The 17629-nt window shown below is 37.8% G+C and carries 15 protein-coding genes and 3 pseudogenes; 13 read left to right on the top strand and 5 right to left on the bottom strand.

Annotated elements, in window-relative coordinates; translation table 11 throughout:
• Positions 1–59: 59 nt before the first annotated feature.
• From G8782_RS06125 to G8782_RS06090, 8 genes are all read left to right on the top strand, one after another.
• A complete protein-coding gene (locus tag G8782_RS06125) occupies positions 60–1319 on the top strand; it encodes a galactitol-specific PTS transporter subunit IIC (protein WP_172369984.1) in 1260 nt (419 codons plus the stop codon).
• Positions 1320–1369: 50 nt separating this feature from the next.
• Positions 1370–2401, top strand: a complete 1032-nt coding sequence (locus G8782_RS06120) for a zinc-binding dehydrogenase (protein WP_172369983.1) — start codon at positions 1370–1372, stop codon at positions 2399–2401.
• A 27-nt stretch (positions 2402–2428) separates the two neighbouring features.
• Positions 2429–3100, top strand: coding sequence for a deoxyribose-phosphate aldolase (gene deoC / locus G8782_RS06115; protein ID WP_172369982.1), 672 nt, complete (start codon positions 2429–2431; stop codon positions 3098–3100).
• A 264-nt stretch (positions 3101–3364) separates the two neighbouring features.
• The gene (locus G8782_RS06110) at positions 3365–4417 is read left to right on the top strand and encodes a galactitol-1-phosphate 5-dehydrogenase (RefSeq protein ID WP_172369981.1); all 1053 of its coding nucleotides are present in this window, start codon (positions 3365–3367) and stop codon (positions 4415–4417) included.
• A 51-nt stretch (positions 4418–4468) separates the two neighbouring features.
• On the top strand, positions 4469–6484 hold the full coding sequence (gene tkt, locus G8782_RS06105; RefSeq protein WP_172369980.1) for a transketolase: 2016 nt from the start codon (positions 4469–4471) through the stop codon (positions 6482–6484).
• Positions 6485–6605: 121 nt separating this feature from the next.
• A complete protein-coding gene (locus tag G8782_RS06100; RefSeq protein WP_172369979.1) occupies positions 6606–6872 on the top strand; it encodes a phosphocarrier protein HPr in 267 nt (88 codons plus the stop codon).
• Complete coding sequence (ptsP, locus tag G8782_RS06095) at positions 6872–8587, top strand: phosphoenolpyruvate--protein phosphotransferase (RefSeq protein WP_172369978.1); 1716 nt, start codon at positions 6872–6874, stop codon at positions 8585–8587. Before G8782_RS06100 ends, ptsP begins: the two co-directional genes overlap by 1 nt.
• Before the next feature lie 160 nt (positions 8588–8747).
• The gene (locus tag G8782_RS06090) at positions 8748–11276 is read left to right on the top strand and encodes an EAL domain-containing protein (RefSeq protein WP_172369977.1); all 2529 of its coding nucleotides are present in this window, start codon (positions 8748–8750) and stop codon (positions 11274–11276) included.
• A gap of 43 nt (positions 11277–11319) precedes the next feature.
• Here the strand turns inward: G8782_RS06090 and G8782_RS06085 are convergent, their stop codons facing one another.
• Positions 11320–11487: a hypothetical protein gene (locus G8782_RS06085; protein ID WP_172369976.1), complete on the bottom strand. Its 168-nt coding sequence runs from the start codon at positions 11485–11487 to the stop codon at positions 11320–11322.
• A 187-nt stretch (positions 11488–11674) separates the two neighbouring features.
• A complete protein-coding gene (gene sda, locus G8782_RS06080) occupies positions 11675–11815 on the bottom strand; it encodes a sporulation histidine kinase inhibitor Sda (protein ID WP_172369975.1) in 141 nt (46 codons plus the stop codon).
• 562 nt (positions 11816–12377) lie between these two features.
• Between sda and G8782_RS18765 the strand changes: the two are divergent.
• Together G8782_RS18765 and G8782_RS18760 are read left to right on the top strand one after the other, a co-directional pair.
• Positions 12378–12572, top strand: a pseudogene (locus G8782_RS18765) (transposase); the annotation flags it as partial.
• A pseudogene (locus G8782_RS18760) lies at positions 12512–12838 on the top strand (transposase); the annotation flags it as partial. The pseudogenes G8782_RS18765 and G8782_RS18760, both read left to right, overlap by 61 nt.
• Here the strand turns inward: G8782_RS18760 and G8782_RS06065 are convergent.
• Positions 12822–12971, bottom strand: coding sequence for a hypothetical protein (locus G8782_RS06065; RefSeq protein ID WP_172369974.1), 150 nt, complete (start codon positions 12969–12971; stop codon positions 12822–12824). The pseudogene G8782_RS18760 and the gene G8782_RS06065 overlap by 17 nt on opposite strands.
• The gene (locus G8782_RS06060) at positions 12968–14284 is read right to left on the bottom strand and encodes a tetratricopeptide repeat protein (protein WP_281357895.1); all 1317 of its coding nucleotides are present in this window, start codon (positions 14282–14284) and stop codon (positions 12968–12970) included. Before G8782_RS06060 ends, G8782_RS06065 begins: the two co-directional genes overlap by 4 nt.
• A gap of 313 nt (positions 14285–14597) precedes the next feature.
• Here G8782_RS06060 and G8782_RS06055 point away from each other — a divergent pair, with 313 nt between their 5' ends.
• The 3 genes and pseudogenes from G8782_RS06055 (at position 14598) to G8782_RS06050 (ending at position 16730) form a co-directional block, all read left to right on the top strand.
• The gene (locus tag G8782_RS06055) at positions 14598–14783 is read left to right on the top strand and encodes a hypothetical protein (RefSeq protein WP_172369972.1); all 186 of its coding nucleotides are present in this window, start codon (positions 14598–14600) and stop codon (positions 14781–14783) included.
• 375 nt (positions 14784–15158) lie between these two features.
• A pseudogene (locus G8782_RS18755) lies at positions 15159–15239 on the top strand (DUF3870 domain-containing protein); the annotation flags it as partial.
• Between the two features lie 300 nt (positions 15240–15539).
• Positions 15540–16730 carry an acyl-CoA dehydrogenase family protein gene (locus tag G8782_RS06050; RefSeq protein WP_172369971.1) on the top strand — a complete coding sequence of 397 codons (1191 nt, stop codon included), beginning with the start codon at positions 15540–15542 and terminating at the stop codon, positions 16728–16730.
• A 136-nt stretch (positions 16731–16866) separates the two neighbouring features.
• Here the strand turns inward: G8782_RS06050 and G8782_RS06045 are convergent, their stop codons facing one another.
• Positions 16867–17484 (bottom strand): YesL family protein, encoded by a 618-nt coding sequence (locus tag G8782_RS06045; protein ID WP_172369970.1) that lies wholly within the window; start codon positions 17482–17484, stop codon positions 16867–16869.
• Positions 17485–17629: the final 145 nt, after the last annotated feature.

Raw genomic sequence — 17629 nt, 5'->3', positions numbered from 1 at the left:
GATCTCGATTTCTCTTAGTAGAAATCGAGATTTATACTAAATAGACAGGAGATTAGAACATGGAAGGTTTTGTCGATTTTCTACAAGGCTTCTTAGCATTAGGAGCAACTGTAATTTTACCCGTCGCAATATTTTTTCTAGGTTTATTTTTCGGACAAAAACCAGGTAGAGCATTTCGTTCTGGCTTAACAATTGGAGTAGCTTTTGTAGGTATTTTCTTAGTTATCGACTTACTTGTATTTAACCTTGGACCTGCTGCACAAGGCATGGTTGAACGGTTAGGGGTAAATTTAAATGTTATTGACGTAGGTTGGCCTGCATCCTCATCAATTGCTTGGGCATCTGTAGTGGCTGCATTTATTATTCCACTTGGATTACTGGTTAACGTTGTGATGCTAGTTACGAAAACAACGAAAACGATGAACGTAGATATTTGGAACTTCTGGCACTATACGTTCATGGCAGCAATGGTTTATGCAGTTTCAGGAAGTATTATTCAAGGATTAATCGCTGCAGTATTATTCCAAGTCGTTTGTCTGAAAGTGGCGGACTGGACAGCTCCAATGATGGGTGAATTTTATGATTTACCAGGTATTTCAATTGCGACGGGTAGTACAATTTCCTATGCACCGGGTATCTTTTTAGTCCGATTAGTGCAAAAAGTTCCCGGACTGAAAAATTGGAATGCAGATCCTGAAACAATTCAAAAACGCTTTGGTATTTTCGGAGAATCAATTTTCATCGGACTATTCCTTGGCGCTGGAATCGGAGTACTTGCGGGGTATAGCGTTGGTGAGGTAATTGAAATCGGAATGGCTATGGCTGCCGTAATGGTCTTAATGCCACGTATGGTTAAGATTTTAATGGAAGGGTTAATGCCCGTTTCTGAATCGGCACGTGAATGGTTGAATAAACGTTTTGGAGATAGAGAAATTTATATTGGACTCGACGCTGCAGTAGCATTGGGACATCCAGCTGTTATTTCAACAGCATTGATCCTCGTTCCAATTACTATTGTGATTGCAGTTATCTTGCCTGGTAATGCAGTACTTCCGTTTGGTGACTTAGCTACGATTCCGTTTATAGTTGCATTCATCGTAGGTGCAGCGAGAGGAAATATCGTTCATTCGGTTCTTGTTGGTGCAATCATGATAGCGATTTCTTTATACATAGCAACAGATCTTGCACCGATGTTTACCCAAATGGCTGTGGATATTAATTTCAATATGCCCGAAAACTCAGCAATGATTTCTAGTATTGACCAAGGCGGTAACATCGTTCACTGGGTCATCTATAAATTGTTTAGCATATTTAATTAAAAAGTATTTAAGTAATATAGAAGAATTAGAAAGCGGCTGGAGGGGTTCAAATGAAAGCATTAGTGAAAACCGAACTCGGATTTGGAAATCTAGAAATTCAAGACAGACCGGAACCTACGCCAGGTAAAGACCAAGTTAAAATAGAAGTGAAATATGCGGGAGTTTGCGGTTCAGATATTCACACGTATGAAGGGCATTACAATGTCGCCGTGCCTGTCACATTAGGACATGAATTTTCAGGAGAAGTTGTTGAAGTTGGGGAAGGGGTTACTGAATTCAAACCAGGTGACCGTGTTACTTCCGAAACAACCTTCTATATTTGCGGAGAATGTGATTATTGTAATTCCGGTGACTATAATCTTTGTAATCATCGTAAAGGCCTTGGGACGCAACAGGACGGTGGCTTTACGAATTATCTTATCGCTCGTAAAGAAAGCGTTCATCTTCTTCCGGAAAATGTTGATTATCAATCGGCGTCGATGACTGAGCCATTAGCATGCACCCATCATGCGGTAGAGAAAACAGAGATTCATGAAGGTGATATTGCTGTTGTTATTGGACCGGGTCCGATTGGCTTATTAACTGCACAAGTTGCAAAAAGCCGCGGGGCTACTGTTATTATTACCGGTTTAACAAACGATAAAGTCCGTTTAGAAAAAGCGAAAAAATTAGGAATTGACTATGCGGTTAATACGCAGGAAGAAAATCTCAAGGAATTCGTCAATAGTTTAACTGATAGTTACGGTGCAGACCTTGTGTTTGAATGTTCGGGCGCGGTTCCGGCAGCGAAACAAGGCTTGGATCTTTTACGTAAAAAAGGACAGTATTGTCAAGTTGGTCTTTTTGCCCAACCTGAAATTCAATTTGATCTTGAGAAAATCATTCAAAAAGAAATTCGTGTTGTTGGAAGCAGAAGTCAAAAATCAGCTGACTGGGGTCCATCGCTAGCTTTAATGAATGATGGTTTAGTAGATGCAAAATCATTGGTAACGCATGTATTTGACATTACAGAATGGGACAAAGCTTACCGGGCAATTAAGAGCGGCGAAGCAATCAAGGTTTTATTAACTCCTGTTAAATAAATAACTTTATGAAAAGGGGCTATTTCCATGACTAATCAACAAATCATCGACATGATTGATTATACGCTTTTAACACCTACGGCAACGAAAGATGATATTACACTATTTTGTAATGAAACCATCGAGCATGGTTTTAATACGGTTTTTGTAAACCCTTATTATGTGAAGCATGCAGTTGAATTGCTATCCCCACATAATATCAAAGTCGGGGTTCCGATTGGTTTCTCACTGGGAGGCGCTACAACGCATACAAAAGTGACCGAAACAAAGGAAGCTATTCAAAATGGTGCAACTGAAATCGATATGCTGATTAATTTAGGCGCTTTAAAATCAAAAGAGTTTGACGTTGTAAGAGACGATATTGCTGCAGTTGTCCGAGCATCAGAAGGATTGACAACGAAGGTTATTATTGAAACAGCATTATTAACAAATGAAGAAAAAATCACTGCTTGTAAGTTGATCATGGATGCTGGCGCTGATTTTGTTAAAACAGCAACAGGTTTTAATGGCGGCGGCGCAACGGTTGAAGATGTTCAACTTCTAAGATCTGTTGTTGGAAATGATTTTGGAGTGAAGGCAGCTGGCGGAGTTCGAACATATGAAGATGCGATAAACATCATTAAAGCTGGTGCAAACCGAATTGGTACGAGCGGAGCAATTGCGATCATTTCAGGTCAAACGTCTACAGCATCATATTAAATTTTTACATGAAACAGAATGAACGATTAAGAAAAAGTCTTAATCGTTCGATTTGTTATCAGAAATGAGGGTGATTAAACAATGATGGATGTATTCCTAGATTTTATGTTGGGGCCCATGCGTTCAATAGGAAGTTTTTATTTTGAAAATCAAGTGATTCTTAACACGCTTATTGTTGGATTCGCTTTATATAAATTAATCTTAACAAGAAAAAACATGCACAGAGCGACACAGATAACTAATAAAAAACAGTAGGTGAAATAGATGAAATCATTAAAACTTTATGGCGTACAGGATATTCGTTTTGAAGAGGCTGATAAACCAGTCCTAGAAAAAGAAGATGACGTAATCATAAAAGTAAAGGCAGTAGGAATTTGCGGATCCGATATTTCTCGTTACAGCAAGCTAGGCCCATATGTAGAAGGCATGATTTTCGGGCATGAGTTTGCGGGAGAAGTGGCGGAAGTCGGTTCTGGTGTCAAAGGTATCAAAGTCGGCGACCGTGTTGCGGGATGCCCTACTTTTTATTGTGGGAAATGTGAAAGCTGTAAAAAAGGAGAACTTTCACGCTGTGAAAAACTAACGGTTATCGGTGCAAGACATCCTGGTTCATTTGCAGAATTTGTGAAATTGCCTGCTAAAAATCTAGTAGCAATTCCAGATAATGTTGAGTATGGCACGGCGTCAATGATTGAACCATCGGCTGTTGTCGTTCATGGATTTAACCGGACAACAATGCAGCCAGGTGATGAAGTTGCCGTAATGGGTTGTGGCAATATCGGATTATTAGCGATTCAATGGGCAAAAATATTTGGCGCGAAAAAAGTTTATGCGATTGATATCGATGAAAAGAAGCTTGAAATTGCGAAAGAAGTTGGCGCAGACGTGCTCATTAATTCGCTAGAAAAGCCGGCACACGAACAGCTGTTGGAACACACAAATGGTCAAGGTGTCGACGTCGCAATCGAATCCGCTGGTTCGCCGATTACATCAGCCCAAGTATTCGCGTTACCTAAAAAAGGCGGGGAAGTTGTTTTTATGGGCATCCCTTATGGCGACGTAAATGTGGAACGTTTTTACTTTGAAAAAATCGTTCGAAACGAATTAACGGTGTTAGGTTCATGGAATGCGATATCAGCACCATTCCCTGGTAAAGAATGGAGCACGACGGTCCACTACATGAGCACGGGACAAATCAATGTCAAACCGATGATTACGCATCGACTGAATTTACATGAAGGACCTGAAACATTTACTAAAATCATTAACAGGGATGGATTCTACGGGAAAGTTCTTTTCCATCCAGAATTAGATTAAGAAGCGATTAAAGTAAGACTACTTCAAAATACTGCTTAAGGAGATACCACGATGCCAACAACTACAACGATTTCCACTGAACAACTTTCAATCAATGCAATTAGAACTTTAGCAATTGATGCAATTGAAAAAGCCAATTCGGGTCATCCAGGATTACCAATGGGGGCAGCTCCAATGGCTTATACATTATGGACAGACTTTATGAACCATAATCCTAAAAACTCCAAATGGTTTAACCGAGACCGTTTTGTTCTATCCGCAGGACATGGTTCAGCTCTTCTATACGGTTTGCTTCATTTATCGGGTTATGACGTAACAATCGATGATTTAAAGAATTTCCGTCAATGGGGTTCAAGAACGCCCGGTCATCCTGAAGTGAATGATACGGACGGTGTCGAAGCAACGACAGGACCATTAGGACAAGGAATTGCGATGGCCGTCGGAATGGCAATGGCAGAAGCGCATTTAGGAGCTAAGTTTAATAAAGATGATTTGGCAATTGTAGATCATCATACATATGCCCTTGTTAGTGACGGAGATTTAATGGAAGGAATATCTCATGAATCGGCGTCTTTAGCAGGTCATTTAGGACTGGGAAAACTTATTGCACTCTATGATTCCAACGATATCTCATTAGATGGAGATTTAGATCGTTCCTTCTCAGAAAATACGGAACAACGCTTCAAAGCATACGGCTGGCAAGTGATTCGTGTTGAAGATGGAAATGATGTTAATGAATTAAGAAATGCGATTAAAGAAGCAAAAGCAAATACAACGCAACCGACATTAATTGAAGTGAAAACAATTATCGGATACGGTTCACCAAATAAATCAGATTCATCTGCTTCTCACGGAGCTCCGCTCGGTGAAGACGAAGTGAAACTTACAAAAGACTATTATAAGTGGACACATGAACCCTTCCATGTACCAGAAGAAGTATACGCTGATTTTAACAATAAAATCGGTGAAAGTGGAGCCGAAGTTGAAGCAGAGTGGAATCAAATACATGAAACTTACAAAGCCGACTATCCAGAACTTGCCGAGGAATTTGAGTTAGCGATTAAAGGCGAACTCCCTTTGGATTGGGAAAAGGATTTACCAGTCTATAAAGCGAGTAAAGATATTTTAGCAACGAGAGCATCATCAGGAGAAGTTCTGAATGCAATTGCGAAAACAGTTCCTAACTTTATTGGCGGGAGTGCGGATTTAGCTGGTTCTAACAATACTATGATCAATAACGAAGAAGACTTTACTCGCGACAATTATGCAGGGAGAAACATTTGGTTCGGTGTTCGCGAATTTGCGATGGCGGCGGCATTAAATGGAATGGCATTGCACGGGGGGTTGAAAGTATATGCAGGTACTTTCTTTGTGTTCAGCGACTACTTGAAGCCAGCTATGCGTCTCTCTGCGCTTATGAATGTCCCAGTTACATATGTATTCACACATGATTCAATCGCAGTTGGAGAAGATGGCCCTACGCATGAGCCAATCGAACAATTAGCTTCACTTAGAACGCTCCCAGGACTATCATTAATTCGCCCAGCAGATGGCAATGAAACACAAGCTGCATGGCGTCTAGCATTAGAATCGAAAAACAAACCAACAGCATTGGTCCTGACAAGGCAAGGATTACCGACACTTGAAGGCACGAAAGAACTTGCCTATGATGGCGTTAGAAAAGGCGGCTACGTAATTAGTAAAGGAGATAAAGATACTCCCGATGCATTGTTAATTGCGACTGGTTCTGAAGTTCAATTAGCTGTGGCTTCTCAAAAAGCGCTGAAAGAAATAGGTATCGATGTCAACGTGATTAGTGTTCCATCATGGGACCGTTTTAAAAAACAAGATCAAGCCTATAAAAATGAAGTCATTCCTCCGCATATAACAGCGCGTGTTGGAATTGAAATGGCCTCATCATTCGGGTGGGAACGTTTTATCGGAGACCAAGGAGTTATGCTGGGAATCGATACATTCGGTGCTTCGGCAACAGGAGAAAAGGTTATCGAGGAATACGGATTCACAGTTGAAAATGTTATTAAGCATGTTGAATCATTACTGAAATAAACTAGTTTTTGCTATCGCTTAATGCATGCCTTTATTAGGCACTTATGGTAGTATGGGATATTGGGAACGTTAAAAAAACAGTAAAACTAAATTAATATTATTATGAAGGAGTTTGAATACAATGGCAGAAAAATCATTTAAAGTTATCGATGAGACGGGGATTCATGCACGTCCAGCATCTATGTTAGTTAGCGTAGCAAATAAATTTCAATCTGATATAAATTTAATCCATAACGATAAGAAAGTTAACTTGAAATCGATTTTGGGTGTTATGTCCCTAGGAATTGGAAAGGGCGAAGAATTTAAAATCAGCACGGAAGGATCAGACGAACAGGATGCATTGGATGCACTGGAAAATACGTTGAAAAGTGAAGGTCTAGCTGAATAATGAGCGTATTACAAGGAATTGCTGCGTCAAGCGGGATTTCAATTGCAAAAGCATATTGTCTTGTTGAACCTGATTTGACTTTCAGCAGAAACACTGTTGACGATGTAGAAATAGAAGTTGAGCGTTTTCAGTCTGCTATAGCGATTACGAAAGGTGAACTGGAGTCCATCCAGGAAATCGCCAAAAAAGAGCTTGGTGCTGAAGAAGCTGCTATTTTTGATGCGCATATATTAGTTCTAACGGATCCCGAATTAATAGCTCCAATTGAAGATAAAATAAAAACTGAACAAGTAAATGCTGAACATGCGTTGGAAGAAACGACGGATATGTTCATCATGATGTTTGAACAAATGGATAATGAATACATGCAAGAGCGCGCTGCCGATATTCGCGACGTGAGAAAGAGAATTCTCTCTCATTTACTCGGCGTAAAAGTAGTGAATCCGAGTGAGATTTCCGAGGAAGTTGTCATTATCGCCGAAGATCTAACACCATCTGATACAGCTCAGTTGAACCGTAATTTTGTTAAAGGGTTTGCGACTGATATCGGAGGGAGAACGTCCCACTCTGCTATTATGGCTCGTTCTTTAGAAATTCCTGCGGTTGTCGGGACTAGTGACGCTACAGAAATAATTAAAGACGGCGACATCATTATTATCGACGGTCTAAATGGCAAAGTTCATATTAACCCATCAGATGAAATCATTGCTGAATACAAAGTTGAACAAGAAAACTTTGAACAGCAAAAATTGGAATGGGCAAAATTAGTTAATGAAAAAACTGTAACGGCTGATGGCCATTACGTTGAATTGGCTGCAAATATTGGTACGCCTGAAGATTTAGAAGGCGTTACGAATAATGGCGGAGAAGGAATTGGCCTGTATCGTACAGAGTTTTTGTATATGGGTCGAGACCAACTCCCGACAGAAGACGAGCAATATGAGGCATATAAAAAAGTGCTTGAAGGAATGGACGGAAAACCAGTCGTCGTGCGTACGCTTGACATCGGCGGCGATAAAGAACTTCCATACTTAAATCTTCCTACAGAAATGAATCCATTTTTAGGTTTCCGCGCGATTCGATTATGTTTGGAAGAGCTCGATATTTTCCGTACCCAATTACGGGCATTATTGCGTGCTAGTTCATATGGTAACTTGAAAATCATGTTCCCGATGATCGCGACACTTGAAGAATTCCGTGAAGCGAAAGCAATCTTAGAGGAAGAAAAAGCAAAACTCCAAGATCAGGGCACGGCTATATCCGAAGACATTGAAATCGGAATTATGGTTGAAATCCCATCGACAGCTGTACTTGCTAATCAGTTTGCAAAAGAAGTCGATTTCTTTAGTATCGGAACAAACGATTTAATCCAATATACAATGGCGGCTGACCGTATGAATGAACGCGTTTCTTATTTATACCAACCATATAACCCTGCGATTTTACGTTTGGTTAAAATGGTTATTGACGCTTCCCATCGTGAAGGGAAATGGACAGGTATGTGCGGCGAAATGGCCGGAGATGAAATCGCGATTCCTCTCTTACTTGGACTAGGACTTGATGAATTCTCCATGAGCGCAACATCCATCCTAAAAGCTCGAACACAAATCAAAGGTCTGAAGAAAAGCGACATGGAAGAGCTTGTGAACGAGGCAATTCAAATGGGAACTGCTGAAGAAGTCATGCAAGCTGTTAAAACTCGCTGCAATCTCTAAATTCAAAAGCATCGCCAAGAACATTGAATTTGTTCTTGAACGATGCTTTTTTGCATTTTTATGATGAGAATTGATGTTCATTGTATTAGTGTGTCGAATATTATGATAACATAAAGATAGCTTGAAAAATTACATAAAAAGCACGATAGGGGGTTTTTGAATGCTTTCACAGTTGAATAAAAGAAAAAAACTAGAAGAGTATTTAGAACAAGAAAAATATTCATATCCGGAAGTGTTCGAAAACTCCCCAGATATCATTTTATTTATCATCGATTCGGATGGAATAATCGTTAAAATCAGGGGAAAGCATGACCAGTTATTCGGTATGGAATATGAGCGTGTGGTCGGGAAAAAATATAGCAAGTTTGTATATGAAAAAGATTTGAAAAAAGTGCAAAAATATCGTTTAAAAGGATTAAAAGAAGGACCTCAGTATTTCGACTTTAGAATTATGAATACCAATGGAAAATTGATTAATATCGACATATCTCTTGTACCCATCAAAGAAAACAACGAGATAATTGGTTTCTACGGATTAACCCACAATGTATCTGAAAAAGTAACTTTGCAAAATTTCATTCAGAAAAAAAGTGAAAAAATTGACTCTTTGATTCATCATGCGCATGAAATCATTGGCATCATTAATCGAGATGGAATAATTGTCATAGAAAATCCATCGATTGAAGAGAAGCTAGGTTATAGAGTTGAAGAAATTTCAGGAAGAAGTATTGTTGAATTAATACATCCAGATGACATAGATTTATTCAATTATAAATTCGAGGAAATTATTAAAAGGCCCAACACGCCTTTCACGATCGAACTCAGGATAAAACATAAAAAGGGGGAGTGGCGATACTTTGAAGTGGTTTGCACAAACCTGTTGAACAATTCCAGTATAGCAGGGGTTATTTGCAACTTTCTAGATATAACAGAAAATAAAAATCAGCAACTTGAAATCCAAAGGATGGCTTACCATGATGATTTGACTGGTTTGCCAAATTTGCGCGCTTTTGAAAAACGCTTGAAATCAGTTATAAATGCATCTGAAAATCAAAAGTATGCAATCATTCACCTGAATTTAGATGGACTCAGGTTTTTAATGGATTTAATCGGTCGTGAAATAGCCAATAGATTATTAATTAAAATTGCAGCGACAATCCAAAGTAAATTAGGTTCGTGCATTAACCTACTCGCTAGGATCAATGAAGACGAATTTGCAATTTTAACGACTGATATTAATGAGTTAGTGACAATCGAAGAGTTGGCCAATGATATACTCCGGATATTTGAAAGCTCATTTAATGTAAACGGTTATAATCTCGTTATTACAATTCGTATTGGAATCAGTATTTATCCGGAATCCGGAGAGACTACTACTGTATTAATGAAAAATGCTAGTTTAGCATTATATTTGGCCAAAAAAGGCAATGGAGGCAATTACCATATTTTTTCTCCGACTGCAAATGTCGGTACATATAAGGTCTTTTCCTTAAGAAATGAGCTTCAGCAAGCGTTGCAGAACAATCAATTTGTAATCCACTACCAACCAATCATTAATGTGTTAACTAAAGAAATAGAGTGTGTGGAAGCGCTTCTACGTTGGAACCATCCCGATTGGGGACTAGTTCCACCGAATGAATTCATTCCGTTAGCAGAAGAATCGGGGTTAATCATTCAAATTGGGGAATGGGTATTGCAAAATGTTTGTAAAAACGTGAGTTCATGGCATAAAGCTGGACATCCTGTTCGAGCATCGGTGAACTTGTCCATTGTCCAGTTTCTTCAGCCCGATTTAGTCAACATGATTGAGTGCATATTGGAAGATTATAATCTTGACTCAGAATGGCTGACAATTGAAATTACGGAAAGTACAACAATTGAACAAGAAGAGAAAATGTTAACAAAGCTAAGCAAACTTAGAAAGCTTGGTGTACAAATAGCGCTTGATGACTTTGGTACTGGCTATGCATCTTTTAATAAATTAATTGACATTAAACCATCAATCTTGAAGTTGGATAGCGCACTCATTCAAGGCATACCTAATGAGAAGATCAGCACGGAAATTGTAAAGTCAATCATTCAATTAGCACAAAGACTTTCAATAAAAGTCGTGGCGGAAGGTGTCGAAACCGTCAGGCAAGAAAAATTCGTGGCTGATCTGAAATGCGATTGGATTCAAGGATACTTATATAGTAAACCAGTTCCGCCAAGAAAATTTTTAAAAATGCTTGAGGGGCAGGTAAGAAATATAAGTGAAGAAGAAATGAATCAAGATAAAACTAAAAACTTCACAATTGAATTTCAGTATCCGCTAGAAGCGATGATGACGATTAGTGAATTGAACGGACGAAAAGTTCAATTGGGAAATAAGAAGGTCTTATTAGAAAACATTGAACCGGATCGGTTATGTTTTTTATCAAATGTAAAACTGCCGGTGGGTACCGAAATGCTCTTGAAATTCCAACTGAATATCATGGGTGAGAAACTGACGCTTTTTGGAAAGATTGTTTACGGATCAGAACAAGCAGGGATTCATCAGTATGAAATTGAGTTAATTATTGAAGAGAAAAATCGAGATTTTTTAATCAAGCAACTCGACAAACTCTATATTGAATTAAATAATGAATCACTGATAACAGGACACTCATTCATTACGGAAAGTCCAGAGGATTATTTTATGAAATTATGAAAAGAAGCCGATGAATATTTGTCGGCTTCTTTTCATATTGTACCTAATCTTTTTTCCAACTTTCGGGGGAGAAGTCAAAGCTATCAAATCCTTCTCCTGCTTCAAATCGCATGTCAGCTTCTTTATTTTTTGTAGTTCTATTTTTCGAGTTTTTCTTCAGAATATTATTTGTGATTTCCTGTGCTTTATCGTGATCTGATTTCCTTTTCATAAAGATTTTCCCTCCTTTGGATATAGGTTTTCCAATTAGGGAAGAAATATTCTGATGAGAATTTTTGTATGATTGAAACTTCGAGAATTTGTATAATGGATTATTACTGGAGAAAATGGGGAGTTAGAATCCCAAAACTACATAATTTAGAAAAAAGAAAAAGCCCCATTCAGGGCCTGTGGGAGAGTCATGAAGAAAGTTTTAAGGCATTGATCGAAGTGCGGCGACGGATTTCATTTTCCAATAGAAGAATAAAGTCTGAGCTTAAATTTAATTCAATAGCTTTAAAATAGGATTCAATCAAAAAATGATCCGATAATTTACTCATTTAGGATTTCACCTCCAAATATTGAAATAGGGTTCTATTTGACGTCCGCTATGAATACATTGGTAAGTATTCTATCTATATTAATAATCTAACAGATTTGATTAATTAGAACAACCGTTCCTTTGTCCACAGGGGGCGGGGGATATCTTGTGGATTGTTTGTTTATAATATGTACAAAAGCACGAAAGAGTAGCGGTAAAATGTTACCAACCTTATCCACAGATGTTAAAAAACCAAAACTTTTGTCGAAAAATAAAGTTAATTATTTAGTTTTTTCAGTTCTAAATTGAAAGATTCTGTTTTCGGTCGGGTAATTGCGGATGCGGGTTATGGTAGCGAGGATAACTATCTATATGCAATCGGTGAGGAAAAGGAGCCGCGTTTCGATTTATTGATTCCTTACGGGACATACGTAAAGGAAGAGACACGAAAATACAAAAATGACCTTAAGAACGTAAAGAACTGGTCATATCAATAAGAGGTTGATCTATTCATCTGTCCGAACGGACAGAAGGTCACTTTTAAAAGGTATCAAAATTAGAAGAATCCCTCCGGTTTTGTACAAAGCTATAAGATTTACGAAAGTGAAGACTGTTCAGGTTGCCCATTAAAGGAACTCTGTACAAAAGTTAAAGGTAATCGTCAGGTTCATTGGAATACGATATTTGAAGAACTGAAAGCAAAAAGCAAAAAGTTAAAACAACCCTTGAGCGTGAGGAGAAAGCAGCTATCTACGTTAGACGAAAAATCGAGGTAGAAAGCGTGTTCGACCACATAAAAGGCAATTGGTCGTTCCGCAGATTTCTACTGCGGGGCTTGGAGAAGGTCCACACCGAATTTGGAATTGTGGCTTTGGCACACAATCTCCTGAAGGTAGCAGGCATTCGCCAGCTGTTATCAGGTCCTAACCCAAAAGATACAAAAACAGGTGGAGAAAATTGTTTCATTTTTCTCCACCTGTTTTATTTTGGGGACTTATTAAACAGCCCCTTTTATTATTTGAGAATTAGTCTAGGTGATTAACATTGTAAACTTGTACAACGGACGCTTTTGTTAATCTGGGCATTTCATCGTAATATGCCGATGTTTTATTTGCAACAGTTGATCCACCTAGAATTGCTAAAATAAAGAGAATTGATAATACTTTTTTCATCATAAGTCCTCCCATTTCTGATTTTTTCTATAAATATAACCATATCTATTCGCTTCATTATAAAGAATAGATGATAGTTTATATTTCCTATTGTTAAAATACCATTCAGCTAGCGCAATACTATATTTATTGATATATTGATGGTCCTGAATTTTTTTGAAGTGTTCTATTGCCGCTACGGCAATTTCTTCCGATAAACCCGACTTACTATGAAGTGATTTGAAAAAATTAAAATGATGATAATAAGAAATTAAACTCTCATCTTTTAATTGAATATATAATGAAATCCCTTTTTCACACCATTGATTCACTGATGATTTATCTTTTATCTTTGAATACTCAATTACTATACCTAATATTGAGATTAACTGGCTTCTTGTATCTTTTTTTATTTTTATTGCTTTCATTAAAAAATTTATTGCTTCTTTACTTTTTCCCATTGTACCGTATAGAGAACCTAAGTTATGGTATACTAATCCTTTTTCGCTATCCAAATTAAATTCGTCACATAGCTGTTTTGCTTTATAATAGGATTCGAAAGCCTCTTCAAATTGCTCACTTCTCTTTTGGGTAACTCCGATAAGCACATAACACTCTAAAACTCTGTTCATTAAAAAGTTCTCTTGAAAGAATCCCAGCGCTTTTCTAATGTGTTCTATCGCAATAAATATGCGATTATCAGCAGTGTATATTAATCCAATCATATAATTCAGTTCCGCTTTTTCCCAAACTTCCAATGAAATATCATCAACAGTATGCAAAACTTCTTCTAAATATTCAATTGCTTGCTTTCTGTTTTTAACGGAGTAGTAATAAATAGCTTTTGCAACATTAAACATATATATATGGCGAGGGTTAAAATTTGAACTAAGTTTTGATAAATTATCAATCTCTTTCTTTCTTGCTACCAAATCAATACCAAGAATAAGCCGTAAGCGCAAGAGGATTAGTTGGAAAGAATAATGATGCGAGTCGTTTTCAAATAAAAGGTTCCTTGATTCTAATTCCGCTAATTTTTGTTTTCTAAATTCATCATTGCGTACTGTTAAAACCTTTTTATAAGTATCATTTAAAAACGCTTCAATTTCAGGCTCAGATTCATAATCCTTTTCTTGAATCGTATCGATATCCATCTTCAGTTTATTAAACAGTAGTGTAGCTATTTCCTCGCTGGGTGCAATTTGGTTGCGTTCTATCTTTGATAAATAAGAAGGGGTACAGATTCCCCGTGCCAAAACGACCTGTTTCATTTTTTGTCTAATTCTTTCAGCCCTTATCAAATGGCCTACTTTACATAGGTGGATCCCCTCTTTCATATTATTATAGTTCATAATCACTAAAATGTCATGTGTATTTTGATATAAGAAACTTTCTTTCAATATAGCTAAATAATACACTATTTCAGAAAAAATGTCCCAACTTGAACATGTTTAAAACCATACGTTCGCGTGGTATCTTTAGTATAGCAAGAGAAAAGGGGTTTTGACATGCGCAGAATAGAACAAGTTTCTATGGATGAATTAGTGAGACGTGATCCTGTTCGCCGTGATGCTACTAAAGTTCGGGAGACTTTCAACTTAAATACATTAATTAATTATATTATATCATTAATTCGAGGGAGGTAAGCTTATGGCGATGAAACAGATGCAAGATTCTTATGTAAATGAGACGAATAGCATGGAATTGAAAAAAATGAAACATGAGTTATTGATGTTCGTTACTAAAATGAAATCTGAGGGTTATTTAACCACGGTCGACTGTCAAGATATACCTGACTTATTCGATAATGATCACAACAATTACTCTGCTGTATAAGAACATAATTTCATATGTCCCCAGGTTTTATAAAACAAACTATCATTTCTAGGGGAGGGGTGGTGATAAACATGTATAAAAAGCTTGCGCTCTATTGGCACACCTTTAAGTACAACAGTAATACCACCTCGTTTCAAGATTGTTTAGATTGTAAAATGAAGGAGAAAATAAAAAACAATATTGACTATCATATTAGTAAAATTCATGAACTTAAACAATTGAATTAATGTAAGCGCTTCATATATGGATGTCCATTGAGTATTAACTCTCAGTGGATTTTTTTTATTTCTTTGAGAGTTTTGTTGGAATATACTAATTGTTGTTAAAAATCCGTGGTATTATTAAATGAATATGTGAGAAAGGATTTGAATCATCTTGAACACGGTCTTTATCGCTGGTCACGCGCGGCTTCCTTCCGGAATGACGGCACAAAGTATCTATGAAACATTGACCATCAACGTCGGACGGTGAAATAGTAATTTCCGCGGGAAATGCCAGTCAGTTTAAAGGTTATGCAATGTCCTTGATAAGCCGAAATTTGCGCAAGAAAATCGTTTTAAAACAAATCCAGAAAGAGTTAAACATTTGTGATGAATTAATTCCGAAGCTTCAACATAGTTTTGCTACTAAACCGACCGCGTATTGGCAGGGAAAATGTCGTGAGCGTAATATTCCATGCCCAAATCATGGGGAGCACCAAATTGAAATTATGGATCAGCTGAAAATTACTAATGATAATAAAGGGGCGATTTGAAGATGAATTTTTCATTCACAGAGGAACAGGAAATGTTGCGGAGCACAGTAAGAAGTTTTGTTGACAAGGAAATCATGCCGCATATTGGCCAATGGGATCGCGCGGGGAAATCTGATCCGGCCATTTATTCGAAACTGGCAAATTTGGGTTTAATGGGGGTTTGTATTCCGGAAGAGTATGGCGGCATCGGGATGGATTACAACTCATTAGCGATTGTTTGCGAGGAGTTGGAAAGAGGGGATACTGCTTTTCGTACCGCGGTTTCCGTTCATATCGGATTAAACAGCTTGACGCTATTGCAATGGGGGAATGAAGAGCAGAAACAAAAGTATTTGGTTCCTCAAGCAAAAGGGGAGAAAATTGGGGCTTTCGGATTAACAGAACCTGCAGCTGGATCTGACGTGGCCGCGCTTCAAACGACAGCTGTGAAAAATGGAGATCATTATTTATTAAATGGACAGAAAACATGGATCTCGCTTTGTGACGTTGCGGATCATTTCCTCGTGTTTGCTTATACTGGGGACCGGTCAGAAAAACATAAAGGCATATCTGCGTTCATTGTAGAGAGAACGTGGGAAGGATTTTCTTCCGTCGCAACGAAAGGGAAGTTAGGAATTCGTGCAGGAAACACGGGAGAGTTGTTCTTTGAAGATGTAAAAGTTCCGAAAGAAAACTTGCTAGGCGAAGAAGGCGAAGGGTTTAAAATTGCAATGTCCGCTTTGGATAATGGTCGTTTCACGGTTGCGGCAGGGGCTGTCGGCCAAATCATGGCCTGTATGGAAGCAAGTATTAGCTATTGTCATGAACGGAAAACTTTTGGAAAAGAAATCGGAAGGCATCAGCTTGTCGGGCAAATGATTGCGAATATGGAGGCGGGTTTTCAAATGAGTCGTTTACTCGTCTACCGTGCAGGCGTGTTGAAAAATGAAGGTAAGCGAAATACGAGAGAAACTTCACTCGCAAAGTGGCAGGCATGCGATTTTGCCAACCAAGCGGCAGATGATGCTGTACAAATCCACGGAGCGTATGGCTATTCCGATGAGTATCCAGTCGAACGTTATTTGCGCAACTCCAAAGCGCCTGTTATTTATGAAGGAACGCGAGAAATTCACACAGTCATGCAGGCGGAGTATGTACTAGGTTACCGAGCAGACAAGAAGTTAAATAAAATGCTCCCGGCATGGGATAAGTAATACACGGAAAAGTATTTGGTATATTATCAAATGCTAATTCACATAGCTTCATATAAAATTTACCGAGTACTGAACATTTTACGTACTCGGTTTCTTAATTAAGATACTATAACTTCCTTTCCTATTGATCGCCTATTCATTTATTTATAGTCATTTGACGGCTAGCAATTCGCGAAAACGCTCTAAAGCATAAACTCGTCGCAATAAACGCGAATATGCTCCCAGTAAACAACGGAATCATGCCAGGGAAAATGCTGACAACTATGTAAATAGAAACTGCGCTTACTGCAATCCCAATGACTTCGAATGGAGATGCTAGTGCGATTAAAAATGCCTGCTTAAAATATTGAAAGAACTTCAATTTGAAATGAACATACACAGGAAAGAAAAATAATAGAGTGACTAGGCTTGTGAAAAATATCAAAATTAGGACAGGATATAAAAATTGGAATTTGCCATGGTTCAACTGCAAGAATTTTAAATCGTAATATAAAAAATAGGTAACTAAGTAAAAAATGATTGCAAAACCATTTGTCTTTACGAACTCAGTACGATATGTATCCCAAAATGTGTTGAAAATTTTAATGCTATCTTCACCAATTATTCTTTTACGTACAATCGTAAACATAGCGACAGTGGCTGGGAAAAGTCCGAAAATAACAAACCCCGAAATCGTGAATAGTATCCAAAGAATATTTATGTAAATAAGTTCAATCATCTTATGAGCAATTTTGTTAAAGCTCTCCCAATTCATGCATATTCCGCCTCCCCTTCTACCTACTAACTATAAGATAGTGCTTCGGAAGAAAGCAATAATTTCCTGAAAATAAAGTTAATAAACCGATTTTTTTTAACAATAACTCCAATTAAAGACACTTAATAGACTTGTCTCTTGTTGA

It is taken from the genome of Sporosarcina jiandibaonis (assembly GCF_013184495.1).
In the GTDB taxonomy this organism is placed as follows: Bacteria; Bacillota; Bacilli; order Bacillales_A; family Planococcaceae; genus Sporosarcina; species Sporosarcina jiandibaonis.
Note: the sequence above shows the minus strand (reverse complement) of the source record. Positions and strands in the feature narration are given on the sequence as shown.

What these genes read in the sequence shown, in the direction of transcription:
- deoC (WP_172369982.1), top strand. Translation starts at nt 2,429, where the DNA reads ATGACTAATCAACAAATCATCGACATGATTGATTATACGCTTTTAACA.
- G8782_RS06055 (WP_172369972.1), top strand. Translation starts at nt 14,598, where the DNA reads ATGGCGATGAAACAGATGCAAGATTCTTATGTAAATGAGACGAATAGC.
- G8782_RS06045 (WP_172369970.1), bottom strand. Translation starts at nt 17,484, where the DNA reads ATGAATTGGGAGAGCTTTAACAAAATTGCTCATAAGATGATTGAACTT.
- sda (WP_172369975.1), bottom strand. Translation starts at nt 11,815, where the DNA reads ATGAGTAAATTATCGGATCATTTTTTGATTGAATCCTATTTTAAAGCT.
- G8782_RS06090 (WP_172369977.1), top strand. Translation starts at nt 8,748, where the DNA reads ATGCTTTCACAGTTGAATAAAAGAAAAAAACTAGAAGAGTATTTAGAA.
- G8782_RS06050 (WP_172369971.1), top strand. Translation starts at nt 15,540, where the DNA reads ATGAATTTTTCATTCACAGAGGAACAGGAAATGTTGCGGAGCACAGTA.
- G8782_RS06060 (WP_281357895.1), bottom strand. Translation starts at nt 14,284, where the DNA reads ATGAAAGAGGGGATCCACCTATGTAAAGTAGGCCATTTGATAAGGGCT.
- G8782_RS06125 (WP_172369984.1), top strand. Translation starts at nt 60, where the DNA reads ATGGAAGGTTTTGTCGATTTTCTACAAGGCTTCTTAGCATTAGGAGCA.
- G8782_RS06120 (WP_172369983.1), top strand. Translation starts at nt 1,370, where the DNA reads ATGAAAGCATTAGTGAAAACCGAACTCGGATTTGGAAATCTAGAAATT.
- G8782_RS06065 (WP_172369974.1), bottom strand. Translation starts at nt 12,971, where the DNA reads ATGATGAAAAAAGTATTATCAATTCTCTTTATTTTAGCAATTCTAGGT.
- G8782_RS06085 (WP_172369976.1), bottom strand. Translation starts at nt 11,487, where the DNA reads ATGAAAAGGAAATCAGATCACGATAAAGCACAGGAAATCACAAATAAT.
- G8782_RS06110 (WP_172369981.1), top strand. Translation starts at nt 3,365, where the DNA reads ATGAAATCATTAAAACTTTATGGCGTACAGGATATTCGTTTTGAAGAG.
- tkt (WP_172369980.1), top strand. Translation starts at nt 4,469, where the DNA reads ATGCCAACAACTACAACGATTTCCACTGAACAACTTTCAATCAATGCA.
- ptsP (WP_172369978.1), top strand. Translation starts at nt 6,872, where the DNA reads ATGAGCGTATTACAAGGAATTGCTGCGTCAAGCGGGATTTCAATTGCA.
- G8782_RS06100 (WP_172369979.1), top strand. Translation starts at nt 6,606, where the DNA reads ATGGCAGAAAAATCATTTAAAGTTATCGATGAGACGGGGATTCATGCA.